This window comes from Candidatus Eremiobacteraceae bacterium (assembly GCA_035295225.1).
In the GTDB taxonomy this organism is placed as follows: Bacteria; Vulcanimicrobiota; Vulcanimicrobiia; order Eremiobacterales; family Eremiobacteraceae; genus JABCYQ01.
Window position 1 is genome coordinate 1 of sequence record DATGJI010000006.1, and the last position, 19,187, is coordinate 19,187.

12 protein-coding genes are annotated in these 19,187 nt (G+C 62.8%); 4 read left to right on the forward strand and 8 right to left on the reverse strand.

Features of this window, described 5'->3' with window-relative positions; translation table 11 throughout:
• The 3 genes from VKT51_01055 to VKT51_01065 form a co-directional block, all read left to right on the forward strand.
• On the forward strand, positions 1-3,007 hold a 3,007-nt coding region (locus VKT51_01055), incomplete at its 5' end, for a TonB-dependent receptor (protein HLJ82746.1).
• A gap of 551 nt (positions 3,008-3,558) precedes the next feature.
• Positions 3,559-4,407, forward strand: a complete 849-nt coding sequence (locus VKT51_01060) for a kelch repeat-containing protein (protein HLJ82747.1) — start codon at positions 3,559-3,561, stop codon at positions 4,405-4,407.
• 28 nt (positions 4,408-4,435) lie between these two features.
• Complete coding sequence (locus tag VKT51_01065) at positions 4,436-4,765, forward strand: NIPSNAP family protein (protein HLJ82748.1); 330 nt, start codon at positions 4,436-4,438, stop codon at positions 4,763-4,765.
• A gap of 2 nt (positions 4,766-4,767) precedes the next feature.
• Here VKT51_01065 and VKT51_01070 read toward each other — a convergent pair whose 3' ends face one another.
• The 3 genes from VKT51_01070 to VKT51_01080 are packed head-to-tail and all read right to left on the reverse strand — an operon-like array spanning position 4,768 to position 5,867.
• Entirely contained in the window at positions 4,768-5,301 is a 534-nt protein-coding gene (locus tag VKT51_01070) for a PaaI family thioesterase (protein HLJ82749.1), read from the reverse strand.
• A complete protein-coding gene (locus VKT51_01075; protein HLJ82750.1) occupies positions 5,274-5,597 on the reverse strand; it encodes a redoxin domain-containing protein in 324 nt (107 codons plus the stop codon). The genes VKT51_01070 and VKT51_01075 overlap by 28 nt, the downstream gene beginning before the upstream one ends.
• Positions 5,598-5,600: 3 nt before the next feature.
• Positions 5,601-5,867: a hypothetical protein gene (locus tag VKT51_01080; GenBank protein HLJ82751.1), complete on the reverse strand. Its 267-nt coding sequence runs from the start codon at positions 5,865-5,867 to the stop codon at positions 5,601-5,603.
• A gap of 104 nt (positions 5,868-5,971) precedes the next feature.
• On the opposite strand from VKT51_01080, the gene VKT51_01085 reads away from it, so the two are divergent.
• Entirely contained in the window at positions 5,972-9,217 is a 3,246-nt protein-coding gene (locus tag VKT51_01085; protein ID HLJ82752.1) for a PDZ domain-containing protein, read from the forward strand.
• Here the strand turns inward: VKT51_01085 and VKT51_01090 are convergent.
• The 5 genes from VKT51_01090 to VKT51_01110 form a co-directional block, all read right to left on the reverse strand.
• Entirely contained in the window at positions 9,214-12,024 is a 2,811-nt protein-coding gene (locus VKT51_01090; protein ID HLJ82753.1) for a hypothetical protein, read from the reverse strand. The two genes, VKT51_01085 and VKT51_01090, sit on opposite strands and share 4 nt — an antisense overlap.
• A gap of 51 nt (positions 12,025-12,075) precedes the next feature.
• The gene (locus VKT51_01095) at positions 12,076-14,013 is read right to left on the reverse strand and encodes a PQQ-binding-like beta-propeller repeat protein (protein ID HLJ82754.1); all 1,938 of its coding nucleotides are present in this window, start codon (positions 14,011-14,013) and stop codon (positions 12,076-12,078) included.
• Positions 14,014-14,159: 146 nt separating this feature from the next.
• On the reverse strand, positions 14,160-17,306 hold the full coding sequence (locus VKT51_01100) for an efflux RND transporter permease subunit (protein ID HLJ82755.1): 3,147 nt from the start codon (positions 17,304-17,306) through the stop codon (positions 14,160-14,162).
• A 48-nt stretch (positions 17,307-17,354) separates the two neighbouring features.
• Positions 17,355-18,554 (reverse strand): DUF4349 domain-containing protein, encoded by a 1,200-nt coding sequence (locus VKT51_01105; protein ID HLJ82756.1) that lies wholly within the window; start codon positions 18,552-18,554, stop codon positions 17,355-17,357.
• The gene (locus tag VKT51_01110; protein ID HLJ82757.1) at positions 18,551-19,123 is read right to left on the reverse strand and encodes a sigma-70 family RNA polymerase sigma factor; all 573 of its coding nucleotides are present in this window, start codon (positions 19,121-19,123) and stop codon (positions 18,551-18,553) included. The genes VKT51_01105 and VKT51_01110 overlap by 4 nt, the downstream gene beginning before the upstream one ends.
• Positions 19,124-19,187 lie beyond the last annotated feature (64 nt).

Sequence of the window (19,187 nt, forward strand, 5' to 3'; positions counted from 1 at the left end):
GTACGACAACTACCCGACCTCAACGGCATCAGCTCTCGGACAGCAAGAGCTGCAAGTCTACACCGGCGCCGCTCCGGCGAGCTCCGAGTCGCAAGGCTTGGCCGGCTACATCAACCAGGTCATCCGCAATGGCACGTATCCAGGCTTCGGCGAGATGAACTTCGGCGTTGGCGCGCCCACGCTCTACAACAAGGCCAACATCCAAGTCGGCGGCGCCACGCCGGATCGCAACTTCACCTACTTCGTCGGCATCGGCGGATATCACCAGCAGTTCCGCTGGTACGATCAGAGCAACGGCGCGGGCATCACGCAGCTGTGGGGTACGCCGATGGCTCGGACGGCGCCGCCCGACGGCTGTACATCCGGCGGAGTCTCCACGCCCGATGCCAAGAACTACGCGTCATGTTACGCCACTCAGATCGGACCCGGCGGCTACGCGCTCGCATCGCCGGATCTCTTCGGTAATGCGTCGGACGTGTGGGACTACGAAAACGTCGTCAACCTGCATTTCGGCCTGCCGCACCGCAACGACGCCGGCAAGGACGACATCCAGCTGCTGTACGACAACTCATACCTGCACAACCTAGACTACAGTTCCGCCTCCGATTGGGGCGTCACGACGCCTGGCCCGCTGCAGACCCTCAACGGCGGCCCGTCGTTCGGCTACTTGAGCGGACCCGGTGTTGGTGCTCAATACCTCGGTAAGGTCGGCGTCGCGCTCGGCGCGGGCGTCACCGCCGCTCAGCTGTCTGCGATGGTCAACCCCTACTATTTCCCATATAATCCGGACAGCACGAAACCGTCGCCGTATTTCGGCGGCGCGCTCGCAGCCATTCCACAGAATCAACGCGACGGTTCGGCCAACCCGAACTCGATCATCAAACTACAATACCAGAAGAACATCGGCACCTCGTCGTATTTCCGCATCTACGGCTTCACGAACTATTCAACGTGGCCGCAGACCGCGCCGAATACGGCGTGGACCAATTTCGTCGGCTACTTCCCGTTGAACTACTACGTGCAGACGACCACCAACGGCGTCAGCGCGTCGTACGCGAGCCAGATCAACGACAAGAACCTGATCAACGTGGAAGTCAGCGACAGCTACGCGCACGACTATCGGGCGAACGACACCACCATGGTCAACGGCGGCAATCGGCCGTTCCTGTGGGCCGTCAACTCGAGCGCTCCGACGTCGGGCACCTGCTACGTGACGAATCAGGTCGCGGGCGGGCCCGCGGTCGGCACCGCGGTCAACTGCTACAGCGCATACGCAGGCAAGGTGACGATGGGCAACATCACCCCCGCGGCGCTCACTCTGCCCGCGAGCTGCGGCACGGGATCGTGCGAGTGGTTTGTGGCCGAGAACGGACGTCGCGGCGGCGGTAACCAAGCCGATCCGACGTTCCTCTCAAGCTCGATCACGGACCAATGGAAACCGACGGCGCAGCTGTTGTTCAACTACGGCGTGCGCTTCGACAGCTTCCGCTACAAGCTCTCGGACACCGGCGGATCCGCACGCAACTTCTGGTTCAACGCGTTGAACAGCGGTTGGTGCGTGCTGCCTGGAGCCGGTAACGAGCCGGCACCCAACCCGAACGATGCAACCGGCGTCAACCAACCATGCCCGGCGGGCCAGGTTCCGGTGCATCTCACGAACCTGCCGAACGACACGGTCACGTACAACGTGTTCCAGCCGCGTATCGGCGGCACGTACACGGTCAACCATGACAACGTGCTCCGCTTCAGCTACGGCAGATACACGCAGGCGCCAAACACTGCGTACCAGCAATACAACTTGCTGCAGCAGGACCTGGCGTCGTACGACGCTCAGAACTTCTGGCCGGTCGGCTTCACCACCACGACGCACCAGATCCGGCCGCCGACGTCGAACAACTACGATCTCTCGTGGGAGCACCAGAGCGGGGATGTGAGCTTCAAGGTCACGCCGTTCTTGCGCCAGACGAAGGACCAGATCCAGAACTTCTTCCTCAACCAAAAGACGAACTTTGTCTCAGGACTCAACGCCGGCAATCAGACATCGGACGGCGTCGAATTTGAACTGACGAAGGGCGACTTCAACCACAACGGGTTGTCCGGCTTGTTCTCGCTGACGTTCACGCGCAGCTTGATCAAGTACAGTGCGCTGCAGAACGGCGGCAGCGTGCTGAGCACGGTGAACCTCGCCATCCAGCAATACAACTCGTACACGAGCGCGTGCGCGTCTGCGTCGCCGTCGAACAACCCGAACGCGCTCTGCGGCGTGTACGGCAACACCAACGCCATCGCCACCGAAGGTAACGGCGTGGCCAACCCGTACTTCAACGCACCGGTGCGGCCGCTGCTCGATCTGAGTGGATCGTACGCGCCGTTCAACACGCTACCCGGATCGGTCGAAGCCTCGAATGCTTCGTACGAAACCCCGGTGACCGTGACCGCGGTGCTCAACTACAAGGTCAACAAACTCTCCATATCGCCGCAGTTCCAATACTTCGAAGGCGTTCCGTACGGAGATCCGCTGACAGGCTGGGGAGTGAACCCGGCCACGTGCGCGCAGCTCACCGGCGCAACGGTTGCCGGCGATCCGCGCTACAAGTTCGGCGGCTCGGGAACTCCGTTCGATGCACTCACCTGCACCGGACAAGTCCCGACACCCGATCCGTTCACGGGCAACTTCGACAATCTCGGCGCATTCAAATCTCCGAACGAGATCATGGTGCACATGCAGATCGGCTACGATGTGAGCCCGCGTGTGTCGCTGACGCTGAACCTCGTGAACCTCGTCAGCAGCTGCTCGGGCGGTTCATCGGAACCGTGGACGCGCCTCAACAACAACAAGTCATGCAGCTTCACGTTGCCTGGTTACAACGCGCCGCTGCCGTACGGATCGAACTTCTACAACCCGGGTTCGACCTTCCAACCGATGGTCCAATACCCGTACCAGCAAAACCCGGTCTCGAACGCTCCGCCGTTCAACGCGTTCCTTGGCGTGAAGATCAAACTCTAAGCGCCCACGTTCGCGGAGAATCGCAGCCGGCGGAAATCAGCGTAGAGCTGATTTCCGCCGGCCCCAACGGTCCGGGACCGAAACGTAAGTTTGCGCGCCGAGCGCGCTGCAAGCGGCCCAACCGCGTAAAAGGGCTTTCGCTAATGCGAAAGCCCTCTTACGTCCGACCACGTGGCCCTTTCGAATATAGCCGTTCGGTCTCGGTGGCGCTCAGCGCTCTCGCAGCTCGCGCATCAGCTTCTCGAAGGCGCCCGCCAATATTGATCTCGGCTGGATATCGACCGACGGGTGATTCCCCCTGTCACATGAAAGGTTGGTGCTAGACCGCCGTCACGGATGGCATAGTTTCCGCATAGCCTCCGTTGGCGACGCCTAGGAGTCACGTGATGTTTCGAACATTGTCCAAGGCTCGAGCAGTTATCGCATTTGCTTCTGTCTATTTCGTTTCCGGATGTTCGAGCGCCGTTAACCAGTCCGTTGTGCCGCACTCGGACGCGGCCAGGTTTTCCGAGGCCCGGCAGTCTCTTGGACACTGGACAACCAAGGCCCCGATGCCGACGCCGCGCGTCTTCCTTGCTATTGGAGTTATCAACGGACTCCTATATGCAGTCGGTGGCTATTCTCGGAGTTGCGGAACGGACGGCCTTTGCAACACATTGGAGGTCTACAATCCATCCAGCAACACCTGGTCGACAAGAGCGCCGATGCCAACGCCGCGTTATGGGCTCGCCGTTGGAGTTGTCCGTGGCGAACTGTATGCGGTGGGTGGCAACACCGTTGCTAACCAACTGAACACGGTAGAGGCCTATAATCCGGCGACGGATACTTGGAAAACCAAGGCATCTATGCCAACCGCTCGTTCTTTACTGTGCGCTGGCGTTGTCAACGGCAAATTGTATGCCATCGGCGGCTGGAACGGCGCACCCAAAAACGGTTGGGTTAACACCGTTGAGGCTTACGATCCATCGAAAGATACATGGACCACGCTCCCGACGATGCCGACAGCGAGAGACGTTGCAGCTGCAGGCGTTGTCAAGGGCATACTCTATGTTGTCGGTGGCATGAATCCGGGTGCTCTTTCCACTGTTGAAGCTTATGATCCGCTGCTGAATTCATGGTCGACAAAAGCACCGATGCCAAACCCGCGCGAATCGCTTGCCGCGGGCGTGATTCAAGGCCTCTTGTACGAAGTCGGTGGCACCTACAAACTCAACAACGGAATCGTTAACACCGTTGCTGCTTATGATCCAGCGACGAACGCCTGGACGACAAAGGCTCCGATGCCGACCGCGCGTGCGCAACTTGCTGCGGGCGTCGTCAGCGGTGTGCTCTACGCCGCGGGCGGAGAAGATAGCAACCGTATCACTGTCGACACCGTTGAGGCGTTTAGTCCAAAATAACTACACTTGCCATGTCCGGGTGCGAGCCATGATCGCAGTCTTCATCCGATACCAAATCGATCCGTTCCAACGCGACGTATTCAAGACGTATGCCGAGAACTGGGGCCGCATCATCCCGCGCTGCGGCGGTCACCTCATCGGGTACTTTCTCCCGCACGAAGGCACGAATGACGTCGGCTGGGGATTGATCGGCTTCGATAGCCTCGCGTCGTACGAGCAATATCGCGCCCGGCTGAGGTCAGATCCCGAAGGCCGCGCGAACTTCGAGATGGCTCAATCGAAGCGGTTGATTTTGCGCGAAGAACGCAATTTCGTCGAGGTCGTCGACGGCACGTTTGAGATTCCGCGGAAGCCGTGACCTTACGGCGGTGAAGCCGCCGCGGCGAGAATGAAGCATGTCGTGGTCGCGTGCGCGTAGAGCTTCCCGTTGACGTCGCGCAGTTTTGCCTCGGCCGTTGCCATTCGGCCGCCCGCATGCAGCACGACCGCGTTGCAGACGACGCGCCCAGTCGAGAGGGTGACGGGAGCGACGAAGTTGATGTGCAGCTCGACGGTCGTGTAGCTTCGCCCTTTCGGGAGAACTGAAAGCACCGCGCAGCCGAGCGCAGTGTCGAGCAGCGTCGCAAGCGCGCCGCCATGGACGACGCCCAGCGGATTGTAGAGATGCTCTCCCGGCGTCAGCGCGAAGACGACGCTTCCGGACTCGGCCGAGACCGGTTCGAGACCGATCAATGCCGCCATCGGCGGCGCCGGTATGTCACCGAAGAGTATTCCGCGAAGAAGTTCCAATCCAGAGCGGCCTGGCGCGGCATGAAGCGCGATCGCCGGATCACCCCAGGATACGGTTCGCGTCCGAGACGCGGGCGCTAGTTCTGCGGGTGTTTGGTCAGCCACGCCAGCGTCGTCTGAACGTTTGTGAGCGGCGACGGCTCCCGGAGCGCGAACAGGACTTTTCCATCCTTGCCGATGACGAACGTGACGCGATCGGCGAGCACGGCTCCGTTGTACGCAAACGAAACGCCATAGGCCTTTGCGACCGCTCCGTTCGGATCGGAGACGAAACGCTGCGGAGCCGACGTCGCGGTCTGAAATTTCGCCAGCACATCGACAGGGTCGGTGGAGATCCCGACGACCGTCGCGCCGAGCTTTGCAAAGTCCGCCAGACTGGCGGCATAGGCTTTCGCCTCGATAGTTCAGCCTGCTGTGAACGCTTTGGGGAAGAAATACAGAACGATTGCGCCGCTTGCTCGCGCCTTCGAAAGATCGAACTGTTCGATCTTGCCCGCGAACGTGGACTCGCCCGTCACGTCGGGCGCTGACGTTCCGACGGACGCCATTGCGGGTGTCGGCGACGGTGACGCCGCATCGGACGCGGCAAAGGCCGCACGCGGCGCCGTGAGGGCCAGCGCGGCAGAGACGACGGCGGCGCAGACGATGAGGGTTGAGTGGCGCGGGGTCATTTCGCCTCCAATTCTTAAGGCTTTAGTCGTTTTCCACAGTCGTCGCGAATGCCTACAGAAATGAAAACAGGGCGACGGGCGGCTCCGCGGAAAACACGTTTCTAATGGAAGAATCGTTTGGCTATTACCGCTATCCTTCGATAGCGGACGACCTCATCGCGTTTGTCTGCGAGGACAGCGTCTGGACCGTGCCGGCATCCGGCGGCGACGCTAGCCGACTGACGGGGGAGCAAGGCGAAGCCTCGTATCCGCGGCTTTCCCCAGATGCGAAGACCATCGCTTTCGTCGGTCGCGACGAAGGGCATCCCGAAATATTCGTCATGCCGGCTGCCGGCGGTGAGGCCCGTCGCGTGACCTTTCTCGGCGCGGACCAATGCATCGTCAGCGGATGGACGCCGGATGGTGCAGAGATACTTTTCGCGTCTGACTATCAATCGCCGTTCGTCAAGGAGACGCACGTCTACGCAGTCAGACTTTCGGATGGCATGGTGCGCGCGATCGGCGTTGGCCACGCGATGGTCATCGCGCTTGCCCCCGACGGCTCCGTGGCTCTCGGGCTCAACGGCGTCGATCCGGCGCGCTGGAAGCGATACCGCGGCGGCACCGCCGGCGATATATGGGTTTCGCGCGCAGGCGATGCGCAATTCCGGCGGCTGTTGAAGGTGCCTGGCAATCCGGTCTGGCCGATGTGGGTCGGCGACAGAATCTTCTTCGTCTCGGATCACGAGGGCGTGGGAAACCTCTATTCGTGCACGTCGGACGGCAAAGAAATCCGGCGTCACACGGATCACGTCGAATATTACGTCCGGTTTCCGTCCACCGACGGCACGCGCATCGTCTATGGCGCCGGCGCCGAGATCTACAGCTACGACTCGCGCTCGGACAAGTCGGTCCGCGTGGCGATCGACGCGCGCTCAAATCCGCCACAGGTGCGCCGCAAATTCTTGAGCGCCAAGACCGACCTCGAACATTTCGCGCCGCACCCGGACGGTCATGCTGTCGCGCTGATCGCGCGCGGACGGCCCTGCACGATGTCCAACTGGGAAGATGCTGTGAGCACACACGGCGACGGCAGCCGCGTGCGCTATCGGCTTGCGGAGTGGCTGCCGGACGGAAAACGAATCGTGGCCGTCAGCGACGCCGAAGGCGAGGAGCGGATCGTCGTCTTCTCCCACGATCAGCTGGCGCCCCCGGCGACGATCGCGATCACCGGACTCGACAACGGGTTGGGTCGCGCGGTCGCAATGCGCGTCGCACCGAAAGCCGATGTTGTGGCTATCGGCAACCATCGGTACGAATTGATTCTCGTCGACCTGACGACCGGAGCCGCCAGACGCATCGACCGCAGCCCGGCTGCGCGTATCGAGGATCTCGCTTGGTCCCCCGACGGTCACTGGCTCGCATATTCGTGGGCGCAGTTCGGCGACATGTCTGTCTTGCGGATCGCCGACGCGCAGAATGGTGAAACGCACGACGTGACGGCAGCGCTGCGCGAAGATTTCAGCCCGTCGTTCGACCCGGATGGAAAATACTTGTACTTCCTTTCGACCCGTGATTTCAATCCGGTCTACGACATGCTGCAATTCGATCTCGGCTTTCCCATCGCCGTGCGGCCTTTCGCGCTGCCGTTGCGCCGCGACGTGCCGTCTCCGTTCGTGCCGGCGGCCAAACCAGTCGTGCATCGAGCGCTTGAGGATAAGGCGGAAGAACCGCCGACGCCGGCGCCCTCGCATATCGGCATCGACTTCGACGGCATCGCGGATCGCGTGATCGGTTTTCCCGTCGACGAAGGCAGATACGAGCATCTCGAAGCCGTCAAAGGCCGCGTGCTCTACACGGGCTTTCCCATGCGCAGCCCACTATCGCCGCCGGGCGCCGGCCCCGAAGAGCCGGGCGGGGGGACGTTGTGGGCGTTTGATCTCGATGATCAGCGCGCATTCACGCTCGCCAGCGATGTCTCGTCGTTTCACGTCGCCGCCGACAATCGCACCGTCTTCTATCGCAGCGGCGATCGGTTGCGAGCGATCGACGGTCTCGGCAAGTCATTCGAAGGATCCGAGCGCCGCGTAGAGCCCGGACGCCGCAGTGGCTGGCTCGATCTCGGGCGCGCATCATTCGAGCTGCAGCCGCGCGACGAGTGGGCGCAGATGTACGGTGAGGCGTGGCGCCTGCAGCGCGACCACTTCTGGGATGACCGCATGACCGGCGTGGATTGGCAGCTCGTCCACGACCGCTACGCGCGCCTCCTTCCGCTGGTGCGGACGCGCGCCGAGCTGAGCGATCTCCTCTGGGAGATGCAAGGCGAGCTTGGCACTTCACATGCGTATGAAAGCGGCGGCGACCATCCGCGACCGCGTCAGTACAAGCGCGGATTTCTCGGCGCCGATCTCCAATACGAGGAGGGCGCGGGCGGCTGGCGGATCGACCGCGTGCTGCGCGGCGATTCATGGGATCGCGACGCGGACTCGCCGCTCGCCCAGCCGGGCAGCGCGCTGCGCGAGGGTGATGTGCTGCTCGCGATCAACGGGCGTGCGCTCGCGCGTGATGTATCACCGGGTCGCTTGCTTGTCAACGAAGCAGGTCGTGACGTGGCGCTGTCCGTGCGCAGCGGCGACGCGAATGTTCCGCGGCGGGTCGTTGTGCGCGCGTTGCGCGATGAACGGCCGGTTCGCTATCGCGCGTGGGTGACGGCGTTGCGCTCGCGCGTGCATGCAGCCACCGATGGGCGCGTCGGCTACCTCCATATCCCCGACATGGGTCCCTGGGGCTACGCGGAATTCCATCGCGGTTATCTGCTCGAGACACATCGCGATGCGCTGATCGTGGATGCGCGCTACAATCGCGGCGGTCACGTCTCGGCATTGCTCTTAGAGAAACTCGCGCGCAAACGTGTGGGATACGACGTCTCGCGTTGGGGACACGTGCTTCCCTATCCGCCGGAATCCGTCGCCGGTCCGATCGTGGCAGTCACGAATCAGTTCGCGGGTTCAGACGGCGACATCTTCAGCCACTTCTTCAAGACCTATCGGCTCGGTCCGCTGGTGGGGAAGCGCACGTGGGGCGGCGTGATCGGCATCTGGCCGCGGCATCCCCTCGTAGACGGCACCGTCACCACGCAACCGGAGTTCTCAACGTGGGCAAACGATGTCGGCTGGGGACTTGAGAACTACGGGACCGATCCCGACTTCGACGTGGACATCTCGCCGAACGACGCTGCCGCCGGCCGCGATCCGCAGATCGAAAAAGCGATCGAGCTCGCGCTTGACGCGCTGAAAAAATCGCCGCCGGTCTTACCTGATTTCTCGACGCGCCCGGATCTTCGCATCCCGGGATCGCTTCCGCCGCGCTAGCGGCGCCAGCCTAAGAGCGCTCGCAGCACGCCGCTCACCGACAACAACAAGAGCGGCAGCAAGAACAATCCCGCCGCGCGGTTGACGCGGACGACCGAAAGCGCGGAGACGGGCGAGCCCGCGACCGGGCAGTCGTCCGCTCGCGGCAGCGACGGCGAGAAGCGGTCCGCTTGCGTAAAGCTCGCCACCGATATGGTGATCGAGCGGACCGGTGTGCTCGCGCGCGCGCACTGGGGCGCGCCGGATGGCGCGGCCTGGAGCAGAACCGCCGCGAACAACGGCACCGCAAGCGTCACAAAAAGCGTGCGCCATGGCCGCGTGCCGTAACCCGTGAGCCAACGCAGCGCCCTGTCGCCGGTGAGGCGACACAACTCCGCAAAGAAAGCCGCGCTGAAGAACGGATGACGAGCGGGTCGCACTGCGTCGCCTTCGCGCTCGCGCCTCCGATAGAGTGCCTCCGATATCTCCTGATCATGTAGCGCGGCACGCGCCGTTCGAGGATATGCTCGTGCCGAAGCCGAGCGATCGGCACCCTTCCCAGCGACGATCGAATATTTGGCGCCGCGTAGCGCGATCACGGCCGGACCCGTCGCCGTACCGCGCACGGCCTGTGCGGCCACGCTCTCGATGTCGACCGAGGGGAATTCCGCCCATTCGAGATCTAGCCGGCGAGCGAATCGTGCGGCGCTGAAGTCCGCACCCCGCGCAAGCGATGCGCCGTTGAAATCTGCGCCAGCGGCGAACGATGCGGCAGCGAACGAAAGTCTCGCGTCGGTCCGGATGCCTGAAAATACTGCGTCACCGGCGAACGATGCGCCGTCGAAATCGGTTGGGCCAAGCGTGCGCATCGCCGTGAAGCAAGCATCATCGTCGAAGCGCGCGCCCCCGAATGAGAGTGCCCCCAGCGCGGCGGCACCGCTTGCGTCGAAAGGCGCGAAGAATCGGCAGCGGCGGAACGTGGTGTCGCCGGACATTCGCGCGGCCGAGAGATCGGCTTTTCCCGTGAACGCCGCATCGTCGAACGTGCAGCGACGCGAGGTTTGCAAGCGCGCGAACGTCGCTGCGCCGCCGAATGTCGAGCCCGCGAACGATGCTCTCCCGCGCAGCCTCACGCCGGCCATGCGAGCGCCGTCGGCAAACGTGCAGCGGTCGAACGACGCGTCCCCGCCAGCCGCAAGACCGTCTGCCTCGAACGCTTGCTTGAAGGTGACGCCGACGAGCGAGAGCGTACCTCGAAAGTCGGCGCCGCCGAACATCGCCGGCCCCTCGAATGTCGCGCGTTCGAATGCCGCATTGCCGGTGCACGAGAATTCGTGGAACTGACCGACTCCCGCGAAGGTCGTTCCGGAGAACGTGGCGGACCCGGTCACTCGGGCGTTCGCGAAGTTCGCGTCGCGATGAAACGCGGCCTCGGCGAACGTCATGCTCCCGCCGGCAGCCGTGCTCCGCGCGTTGAGATCGGCGTGAAAGACCGCCTTCGCGAATCCCCAATCACCGCCGGTCGTCACGTGCGCAAAGGACGTCGCGCTCTGGAACGTCGCCTGGGCAGCTTCGAGACCGCCTCCGATGGCCGACTGCGAAAACCTCGCCTCGCCGCAAACGTTCAACGCGTCAAGCGACACATTGCCGCCGATCGCCGATCCGCTGAAATCCAGGTCACCGGCGCAGGTCGACCGAGCGAGCGTCAAGGACGACGCGTGAAGTCCGAACGCACGCAACGGACCTGCGAAGGTGGCTCCGGCGGCCGCAAACGACGTGCAGCGTGCGTTACCAAACGAACATTCCGATTCGAAGCGCGCCTGCGTGAAATCAAGAGCGCCGCTGCAGCGAACGCCCGCGAAGTCCGCCGCCCCCGCGAATGCCGCCGACTCGCACGAGAGCTCGCCGGCGCACTCAAGACCGTTGAGCGAGAGGCTGGCGGCGAATTGCGCTCCGTCGAAAACAGCCGATCCGGAAAGCTTGACGCCGTCGAAAGAAACGCGCGCGCCGAACGACGCCTCGAGCGCGGTGATATCGCCGTTCACGCGCGTATCCCGCAGCGTGACCGGTGCACCGAATTTCGCCGACGAGCAGGCGACGGGTCCGAAGCGCGACTCATCGATCGCGAATTCTCCGTTGAATGTCGCGCCGTTGAAGACGCAAGCACCGCCGATGTCGCTGCCGTGGATCGTCGCGCGACGCGTGACCGTCGCCTCGCCAAGATGGAGCGAGCCGCTCACATGAAGCGCGTCGAGACGCAAGGCATCGTCGAGTCGAATGCCGTGTGCGTTGGCGTTTCCGGTCACCGTCACCGATGAGAACGCAGCCGCGCCAGCGACGTGCGTTTCGCTGAAGTCGCAATCGGCTCCAAAGGCAACGCTCGACAGTCGCAACCCGCCGAGGCAGTTGAGCCGGCGCATGGCGCAAGCGCTACCGAAGAATGCGTCGGTGACGACGAATTCGCCGCGGACCACGCTCTCGCTGAACGTGGCTTCGTCTTCAAACCGCGTGTGCGGGAGCGTGAGGCCCCGCGCGAAGTCGCACGCCTTGAACCGCGCCGCCTTCGCGAACTTGGTGTCGGCGACGTCGAGGCCACCGAAGAAGCAGCCCGCAAACGACACGGGCGCAGGAATGAAGCGTCCGCTTAGGTCGAGGTCCCCTTCGAATATCGCTCCGGCGATGTCCAGCGGCACGCCGACACGCACCGCTTCGACGATCCACTCGACGCGCACGCGACGGTCGGCTCTGCTAGCGCTCTCCGGGAAGTGCAACGACTCGCCGGCTAAAAGCGCAGCGAGTTTGGACTCATCGGTACGGTCCGCGATCATATTCGGTCACTTAGAATCGCCGCGCAACCGAACCTCTGTATATCGGCCCGGTCAATGCAATCCGTACACCACGATCTGGTTTCCATCGGAGACGTACACCCGACCGTTGACAACGGTGGGGACCGAATAGAGATTGCCTTTCGGATTGCCGAACACGCCGACGACCGTGGCAAATAGTTTCTTCTTGAGATTGGTCGCGTCGTACGCTTCCAATCCGACGTTGTGGTTCGAACCGCCTTGCTGCGGGCGATCGACGACCCAGACGATACCGGTCCCGGGAACTTCGAGGTTCGAGCTTACAACCGGAATCGTGCCGCCTTCTCCCGACAACGTGGTCTTCGATTGACTGATCATCGAGAGCGAAGGCTTCGGCTGGTACGATAGCGCCCACGCCTTGAGGAAGTCTTGGCCGCCGCCATAGTAGATGTACGGCGTGCCGGTCGGCGTCACGTAGTATGCCGGTCCGCCTTCGACGCCGAGCTTCTGCCCTACGGCGTCCGGAATGGCTTCGACGACGTTATCCGGTCCGCCAGGCGTGAAGCCGCCCATTGAGGCGCTGTCCATGAGATAGAGCGTCTTGCCTTTGCCGGCCGTGACGAGCAATTGCGGATCGCCCTGCGCCTGCGACGGAATCACCATGACGCCGCCCGATCCTAAATCGAAGTCCTTCGCATCCAGGTCGGCCTGGTTGTATGGCGTGAAGAAATCGTGGACGTGAAGCGTATTAGCGGCGAGGCGAAGCACGCTGTCGCCAAAATTCGCCGTGCCGTCGAAAGCGCCGTTGCCGGTGACGGCGTAAACGTTGCCTTGGAAATCCGCGGCGGGCGCGAATCCCCCGGCCCAAATGCTCGCGAAGCCTTCAGTTCTGTTCGGCGATCCGTTGAAGACGGCGAGTTGACTCAACGTGTCGGCCGAATATGCGATCAGCCAGCCGTGCGCATCCGGCCCGAAAAGATCGCAGTACGAGCCGAACCCGATATAGAGAACGCCGCGGGAAAGCAGGAGCCCGGGGCGCTGATGCTCGCGTTTGGCATCGAACACTAAGGGGGCTTCGCCTTTCACCGGATACGTTGCGGTGATCGCTATCGGGCTGCCTGGTTTGTCGAGCCCGGTGCGGATATCCAACGCGTGCAGCATAAGAAAGTACGATGGCACGCCGAAGTGCAGATGCTTGATTTTCGCGACGAGATACATGGTTCGGGTCGTGACGTCGATGACGGGCGTGGATGTGACGCCGATGGCCGGAACGATGTTCAAGCAATTGCCGGTGTTGCGCGTCGGCATCGGAGAGTCGCCGTTGGCAGCGTTGGCGAGACTTGTCGTCCAGAGCGGCGCGCCGGTCTCGGCATCAAACGCGTATGCGGTGTCGTTCTCCGTCACCGTGAAAAGGGTGTCGTGCGTTCCGATACCGGGCATCACGACTTGCTGCACGTAGAGCGGTTGCGCAAGCACTTCCCCGTCCACGTTCAGCGTGTAGAGCGGTCCGAACGAGGAGCTTGCGACGTTGGCCGTCGTCAACGTCGTTTCGAACGCATCCCACCCCGTCCTGAAATTGTTGAAATGATACGTTGTGTAGTCCATGTTGACCGCAACGGCTTGCGAGATGAGCGGTCCGACGGCTGTGCGTTCGGTTGCGGCCACGCGCTCTCCGGGTGAGAGCAGTCGCGGCAGAAAGATCCGTGCCGCATACCCGTTTGCGATGCCGGATGCGAGCCAGTTGCCATCGGCGTAGATGTCGATCCGCGAACCGGGGAACGTGTTTCCCACTACCACCGCGTCGGACGATTCGTCTATCGGGTAGAGCACCGGCGCGGAACGAGGCTTTGGCGCCGCCTGCATCCACGGCCACGGAGCTGCTTGCGTGGCGCGCAACCGGCCGATGGCGCGGGCTTGCGCGCCTGCCGGAGCGGCAGCTGCTTGGGCCGCCGTCGCCGCACATAGGATGATGACCAGAAGCGGCAGCGCCGAGCGCAGACAGTGCCGATGCATAAAAAAAGGTTCCCTCGTAATCGCGGCCGAGAAATGCCCTTCATCATTATACTCAAGCGACTATCGAGGTATAGGGACCTATGGGGCACGCAGGCCCTCTCGTTTCCGTAGTAGGGCGAGCATCGCTCGCCCTATCGTCGCGAAAGCTAGAGCGCTTCGGCGAGTTCTGGATCGAGCTCGAGCAGTTCGAGTCGCCGCTCGGCCGCTCTGGCGCGACGCCGTTCGACGAACCCGACGAGTTTGATGTAGACCGCCGGCACGAGGAACAGAGTCATGAACAGCGATGAGGCCAGTCCGCCGATGATCACCATGGCCATGGACTGACGGAACTGCGCGCCTTCGGTGATCCCTAATGCGAGCGGCAGCATGCCGACGATCATCGATGCCGTGGTCATCACGATCGGCCGGAACCGGATCGAGGCGGACTCGACGATCGCTTCGTTCAGCGTCAGGCCGCGCTGTTCGTGAAGCGTGTTCGCATAGTCCACGAGCAGGATGCCATTCTTCGCGACGAGGCCCATGAGCATCACGATACCGAGCATGGAAAATATGTTGAGCGTCTGACCTTCAAACGCGGCAGCATCCGGAAACACCGCGTGAAGAGCATTCGCGACGACGAGAATACCCGCCGCTCCGACGATGGCCACTGGGATTGAAGCCATGATCACGACCGGCGTCAGATAGTTGCGATAGAGTATCACGAGCAGCATGTAGATCAACACGAACGATGTGGTGAGCGCGATGCCGATCTTCGTCATCGTGTCTTGCAGGAACTGGACGTCACCTTCCGAGGCGACGTGAACGCCCGCGGGTAAGAAGCCCGGACTCTTGAGCGCTGCCTGCACCTTGCTATCGATCGGTCCGATCGGCGCGTTGTGGAGCGTGTTGGCGAAGACGCGGACGATCCGCTCGCGATCGATCCGTCGCAGCACTGGCGGTTCGCGGATCCAGTTGAAGGTCGCGACGTCGCCTAGCGGCACGAGTTGACCATTCAAGGCCCGGACAGGCGTGGTTTCCAGATTGTGCACGTTGTTGCGGACGTCGGGCGCGAACTGGACGACGGTGTCGATGAGGCCCTGATCGCTGCGAACCTTCGTGGCGATGACGCCTCCCACTGCTGCGCGTGCCGTGCCGGCGGCGTCGGCGGGCGACACGTCAAGCGCCGTCGCCCGCGCTCGATCCACTCGGACTTCAAGTCGCGGCCCGGTCATCAGGCTCGTCGCGTTCACGCCGGTCGCATTCGGCAGTCTCTTGATGAAGTCGGCAAGCTTTGCAGAGGCGGCGTCGAGCGCATCGGCCGGTCCGCTCAGCGTGTACGTGATCGCCGCTCCGCCGCCGTTCTGCGCGCCGCCCGATGTCAGCAGCGCCCCGGGTACCATCCACGACATGGTGTTGAGCTGGTCGACGATCTTGTGCTCGTCGTGGCGATACTTCGTCAGGAGATCGATCTGGATGGAGGACGTATACGTGCCGTCGCCGCCGATGGTCTCCACGACGTCTTTGACGCGCGGATCTTTCATGAAGACAGCGGCGACCCGGTCGGTACCGGCTTGCGTCGCGCGAAGCGACGTTCCGATCGGATATTGCAGGTTCGCGATCGCCGTGCCGTATTCGGTGTTCGGTTGGAACTCGAACGGTATGACGCCGGACCCAATGAGAACGAGCGCGCCGAGCACGAGTACGAGCGAGGTGCTCATGACGATCCACGGATGCCGCAGTGCTAACGGAAGAGCGCGATCGTGGTATGCTTTGCGGATTCCGTCGAACCAGTTCGTGAACGCGCGCACAAATGCGAGCCTGCTCTCTTTGGGCTTGCGCAAGACCGCCCATTTGGCGGCAAGGAGCGGCGTCAGCGTGAAGGAGACGAGCAGCGAGAACATCGTCGCGGTCACGATCACGAGCGCGTATTCCCGAAGGAACTCGCCGACGATGCCGCCCATGAAGGCGATGGGCGCAAACACGACGACATCCACGAGCGTTATGGCCACGGCGGCTCCGCCGATCTCGGTCCGGCCGACGAGCGCTGCTTCGTCGGCGCGCTTTCCCATTTCTCGATGCCTGGTGATGTTTTCGATGACCACAATGGAGTCGTCGACTAAAATTCCTATGGTCAGCGAGAGTCCCATGAGCGAGAGCAAGTCGATGGAGAACCCAAGCATCCACATCACGAAGAACGTCGCAAGAATCGATGTAGGAATCGCGATCATGACGACGGCCGCGCTGCGCCACATGTGCAGGAAGAGCAGCAGCACGAGCGCGGTCAGGAAAATGCCTTCGGCGAGGTTCTGGCCGACGCCGGCGACGGCTTCCTTCAGAAAGTCCTCATCCGCCTGTATCTCTTGGAAGTGGACGTGCGGATTCTGTGTTGCGAGGTCTGCGAGTTTTGCGCGGACCAGTTTTGTGGTCGAAGCGGTGTCGCCGTCGGAGTCGTGCGAAACATTCAAGACGATCGCGGGCTTGCCGTTCAGCGTGGAGATCACGAGTTGATCGGCATGCGTATCGCTGATCGTGGCGAGGTCGCCCACTTTGAGCGAATCGGGCGGGGCGCCCGGCACGCTCACGGGCAGCTGTGCGAAGTCGGCGGGATCGGTGATGTCCGCGCGCACGCCCACGGTGGCTTCGGTCGCTCCCTGGTCGAGCCGGCCGCCCGGCAAGCTGACGTTCCCCGCGGCAAGCGCGTTGCTCACGTCGAGAAGCGTCGCGCCCGCGCCCATCAAGCGTGTGGGGTCGGGGTTGACGTGGATCTCCCGAGTGAAATCGCCGCCGGTGCTGATCGTCCCCACGCCCTTGATGCCGCGCAGTGCCGGGATGACCTCTTGTTGGACGAGATCCGAGAGCGCCACCGGCGACATGCTCGCCGACGTGATCGCATACGTCATGATCGACTGAGAGCCGGTATCGGCGCGCTGTAACTGGGGCGGATTGAGGTCAGGCGGCTGGAATGCCCGCGCTTGGTCCACGGCCTGCTGGACATCGTTTGCCCCGGCGTTGACGTCGGTGCCCAGCTTGAACTGGACGGAGATCGTAGCGCCGCCTTCGGTCGACCGCGAGAAGATCTGATCGACGTGGCGGACGTTTTGCAGCTGATCCTCGATCGGCCGGACGACCAGCCGTTCCATCTCCTCCGGGCTGGCGCCGGGGTAGGCCGCGTCCACTTCCACGCCCGGGAACTGGACGTTGGGGTTGACGTTCTGCCCCATCATGAAGAAACCGACGATGCCAAAGGCCACAACTGCCGCGAAAAACAGCGTGATAATCGTGGGTTGCTTGAGCGCGAATCTCGTCAGCCACATGCGAGGTGTACCGCCGGTCGGGGACTATTGTTTCACGCTCTGTTCGCTTTAGCGGGGTGTTTGTCCGGCGAATCTGCGCCAAGCGAAAAACGCCAATATTAAGACCAGCGCGATGTACGGCACGTAGGCGACTATGAAGAATGCGGCACCGACGATTGCAAGCGTGAACGAACCGACCGATCGGACCGCCGCCCGCCATGCGTCGCCCAGCTGGTCGCTTCCGCTCGGTGCTGCGGTAGACGGCTTCGGCGCCGCATCCGTCAGCGTGAGGTCTATGGTAGAGAGAGCAACGGACTGCTGCTGCGCCTGGAGCTGGCCTGCGAGTTGTTCGACTTGCTCGCGTGCCTGGGCCAGCTGCTGTTCCGCCTGCAGAATGTCGTCGATCTTCCCCTGCCGATCCATGATCGCCGCGAGATCGCGTTCGGTTCGCCGCGCATTGTCCAAGCGTGCGGTCAGGTCAACAACGCTGCTCGTGACATCTTGGGCGTTGACCGAGCGCGACCGGACGACTCCTAAGGCGGCGAGCGAAATCATAGCCCCGTCGAATTGCGCGGACGGCACGCTGACCTGCATGTCCGCGGAGTGGCGCTCGCCCGGCGACTGCGGCGTCTGGTCGGAAAGCGATGAGACGTAACCGCCACGCTGGCTCGCGACGGAATCGGCGAGGTTGATGGCTCGCTCGACGTCGTCGACCACGAGACTGATCGCTCCCGTCCGCGCGATATCTCGATGAACCGCGTCAGCCGGCCCTCCCGCTCCGGTGGTTTCATTCTTGAACCTCTGGTACATTGCGGGATACGCGGCGGCGTTTGACGCCACGGATCGCGCGCTTGCATCAAGCTGCACAATCTGCGGTTGCTCGGGCGGAGCGACGGCCGACACCTGCCCCGCAAAGCGGCCGCCAGGACCGAATGCCCAAAAGCCCATGACCACGACAGCAGCGACCACCGGCGCGGCGACCAGAATCCAGCTGAGTCCGGCGAGCGCCGCCCACAGTTTACCCGCCCGCCGCGGGGCATGTTCCTCGCGCTCGATCCGCGCGAGAGTCTTCGCGAAAAGCGTCTGCGACGGTCCCTCCATCGCGGCGTCCGTCTCCAACATATAATCGCGCAGCGCCGCCAGTTGCTCGACTTCGGTCGCGCACTCGGCGCAGCGTTCGACCTCGGCCTCGACGGCCGTGCGCTCTTCCAGCGTCAGCGTGTCGTTGACGTACCAAGGGAGAAGCTCGGAGATCGGGCGGTGCGTCACGACGCTTCACCTCGCGCACCGGCTCGAAGGAAGTATTCGCGGAGATGTCTTCGGGCGTGGAACATTCTCGTCTTCACCGTATTCACCGGGCAACCCGCGATCTCTGAGATCTGCTGGTAGGAATAGCCTTGCGTCAGAGCCAGCTCGACGACCGCCCGATGTTCTGGCGATAGCGAACGGAGCGCAGCGTCAAGGTCGTTGTGCAGATCGCCGGCGACCGCGCTCTCCTCAGGACTGGGGCGGGGATCCGGCACCGCCGCGATCGTGCGAAGTTCGGCTGTGGCGGGTTTGCGTTTTCGAATCGCGTCTATCGCTTTGTGATATGCGATGCCGTACAGCCACGTGGAAGGCTTTGACTCGTTGCGGAATTTCGGCGCGCCGCGCCAGACCTCGACCATGACGTCGTTGACGAGTTCTTCCGCTAGTTCTCGTGCATGGAGCATCGCCATGAGATAGCGATATAGCCGGACTTCGAATGCGCGGAAGAGACGTTCGAAGGCAACCCTGTCACCGCAAGCGATCTGCGCGATGAGAAAGCGGGTGTCTTCGTCTGAGCGCTGCGCTTCCATTGACCCTTTCGTCGTTGACGCGTCTCGAATGGTTCATCGGCACAAAGTTGCCTCAAGGGGCCGA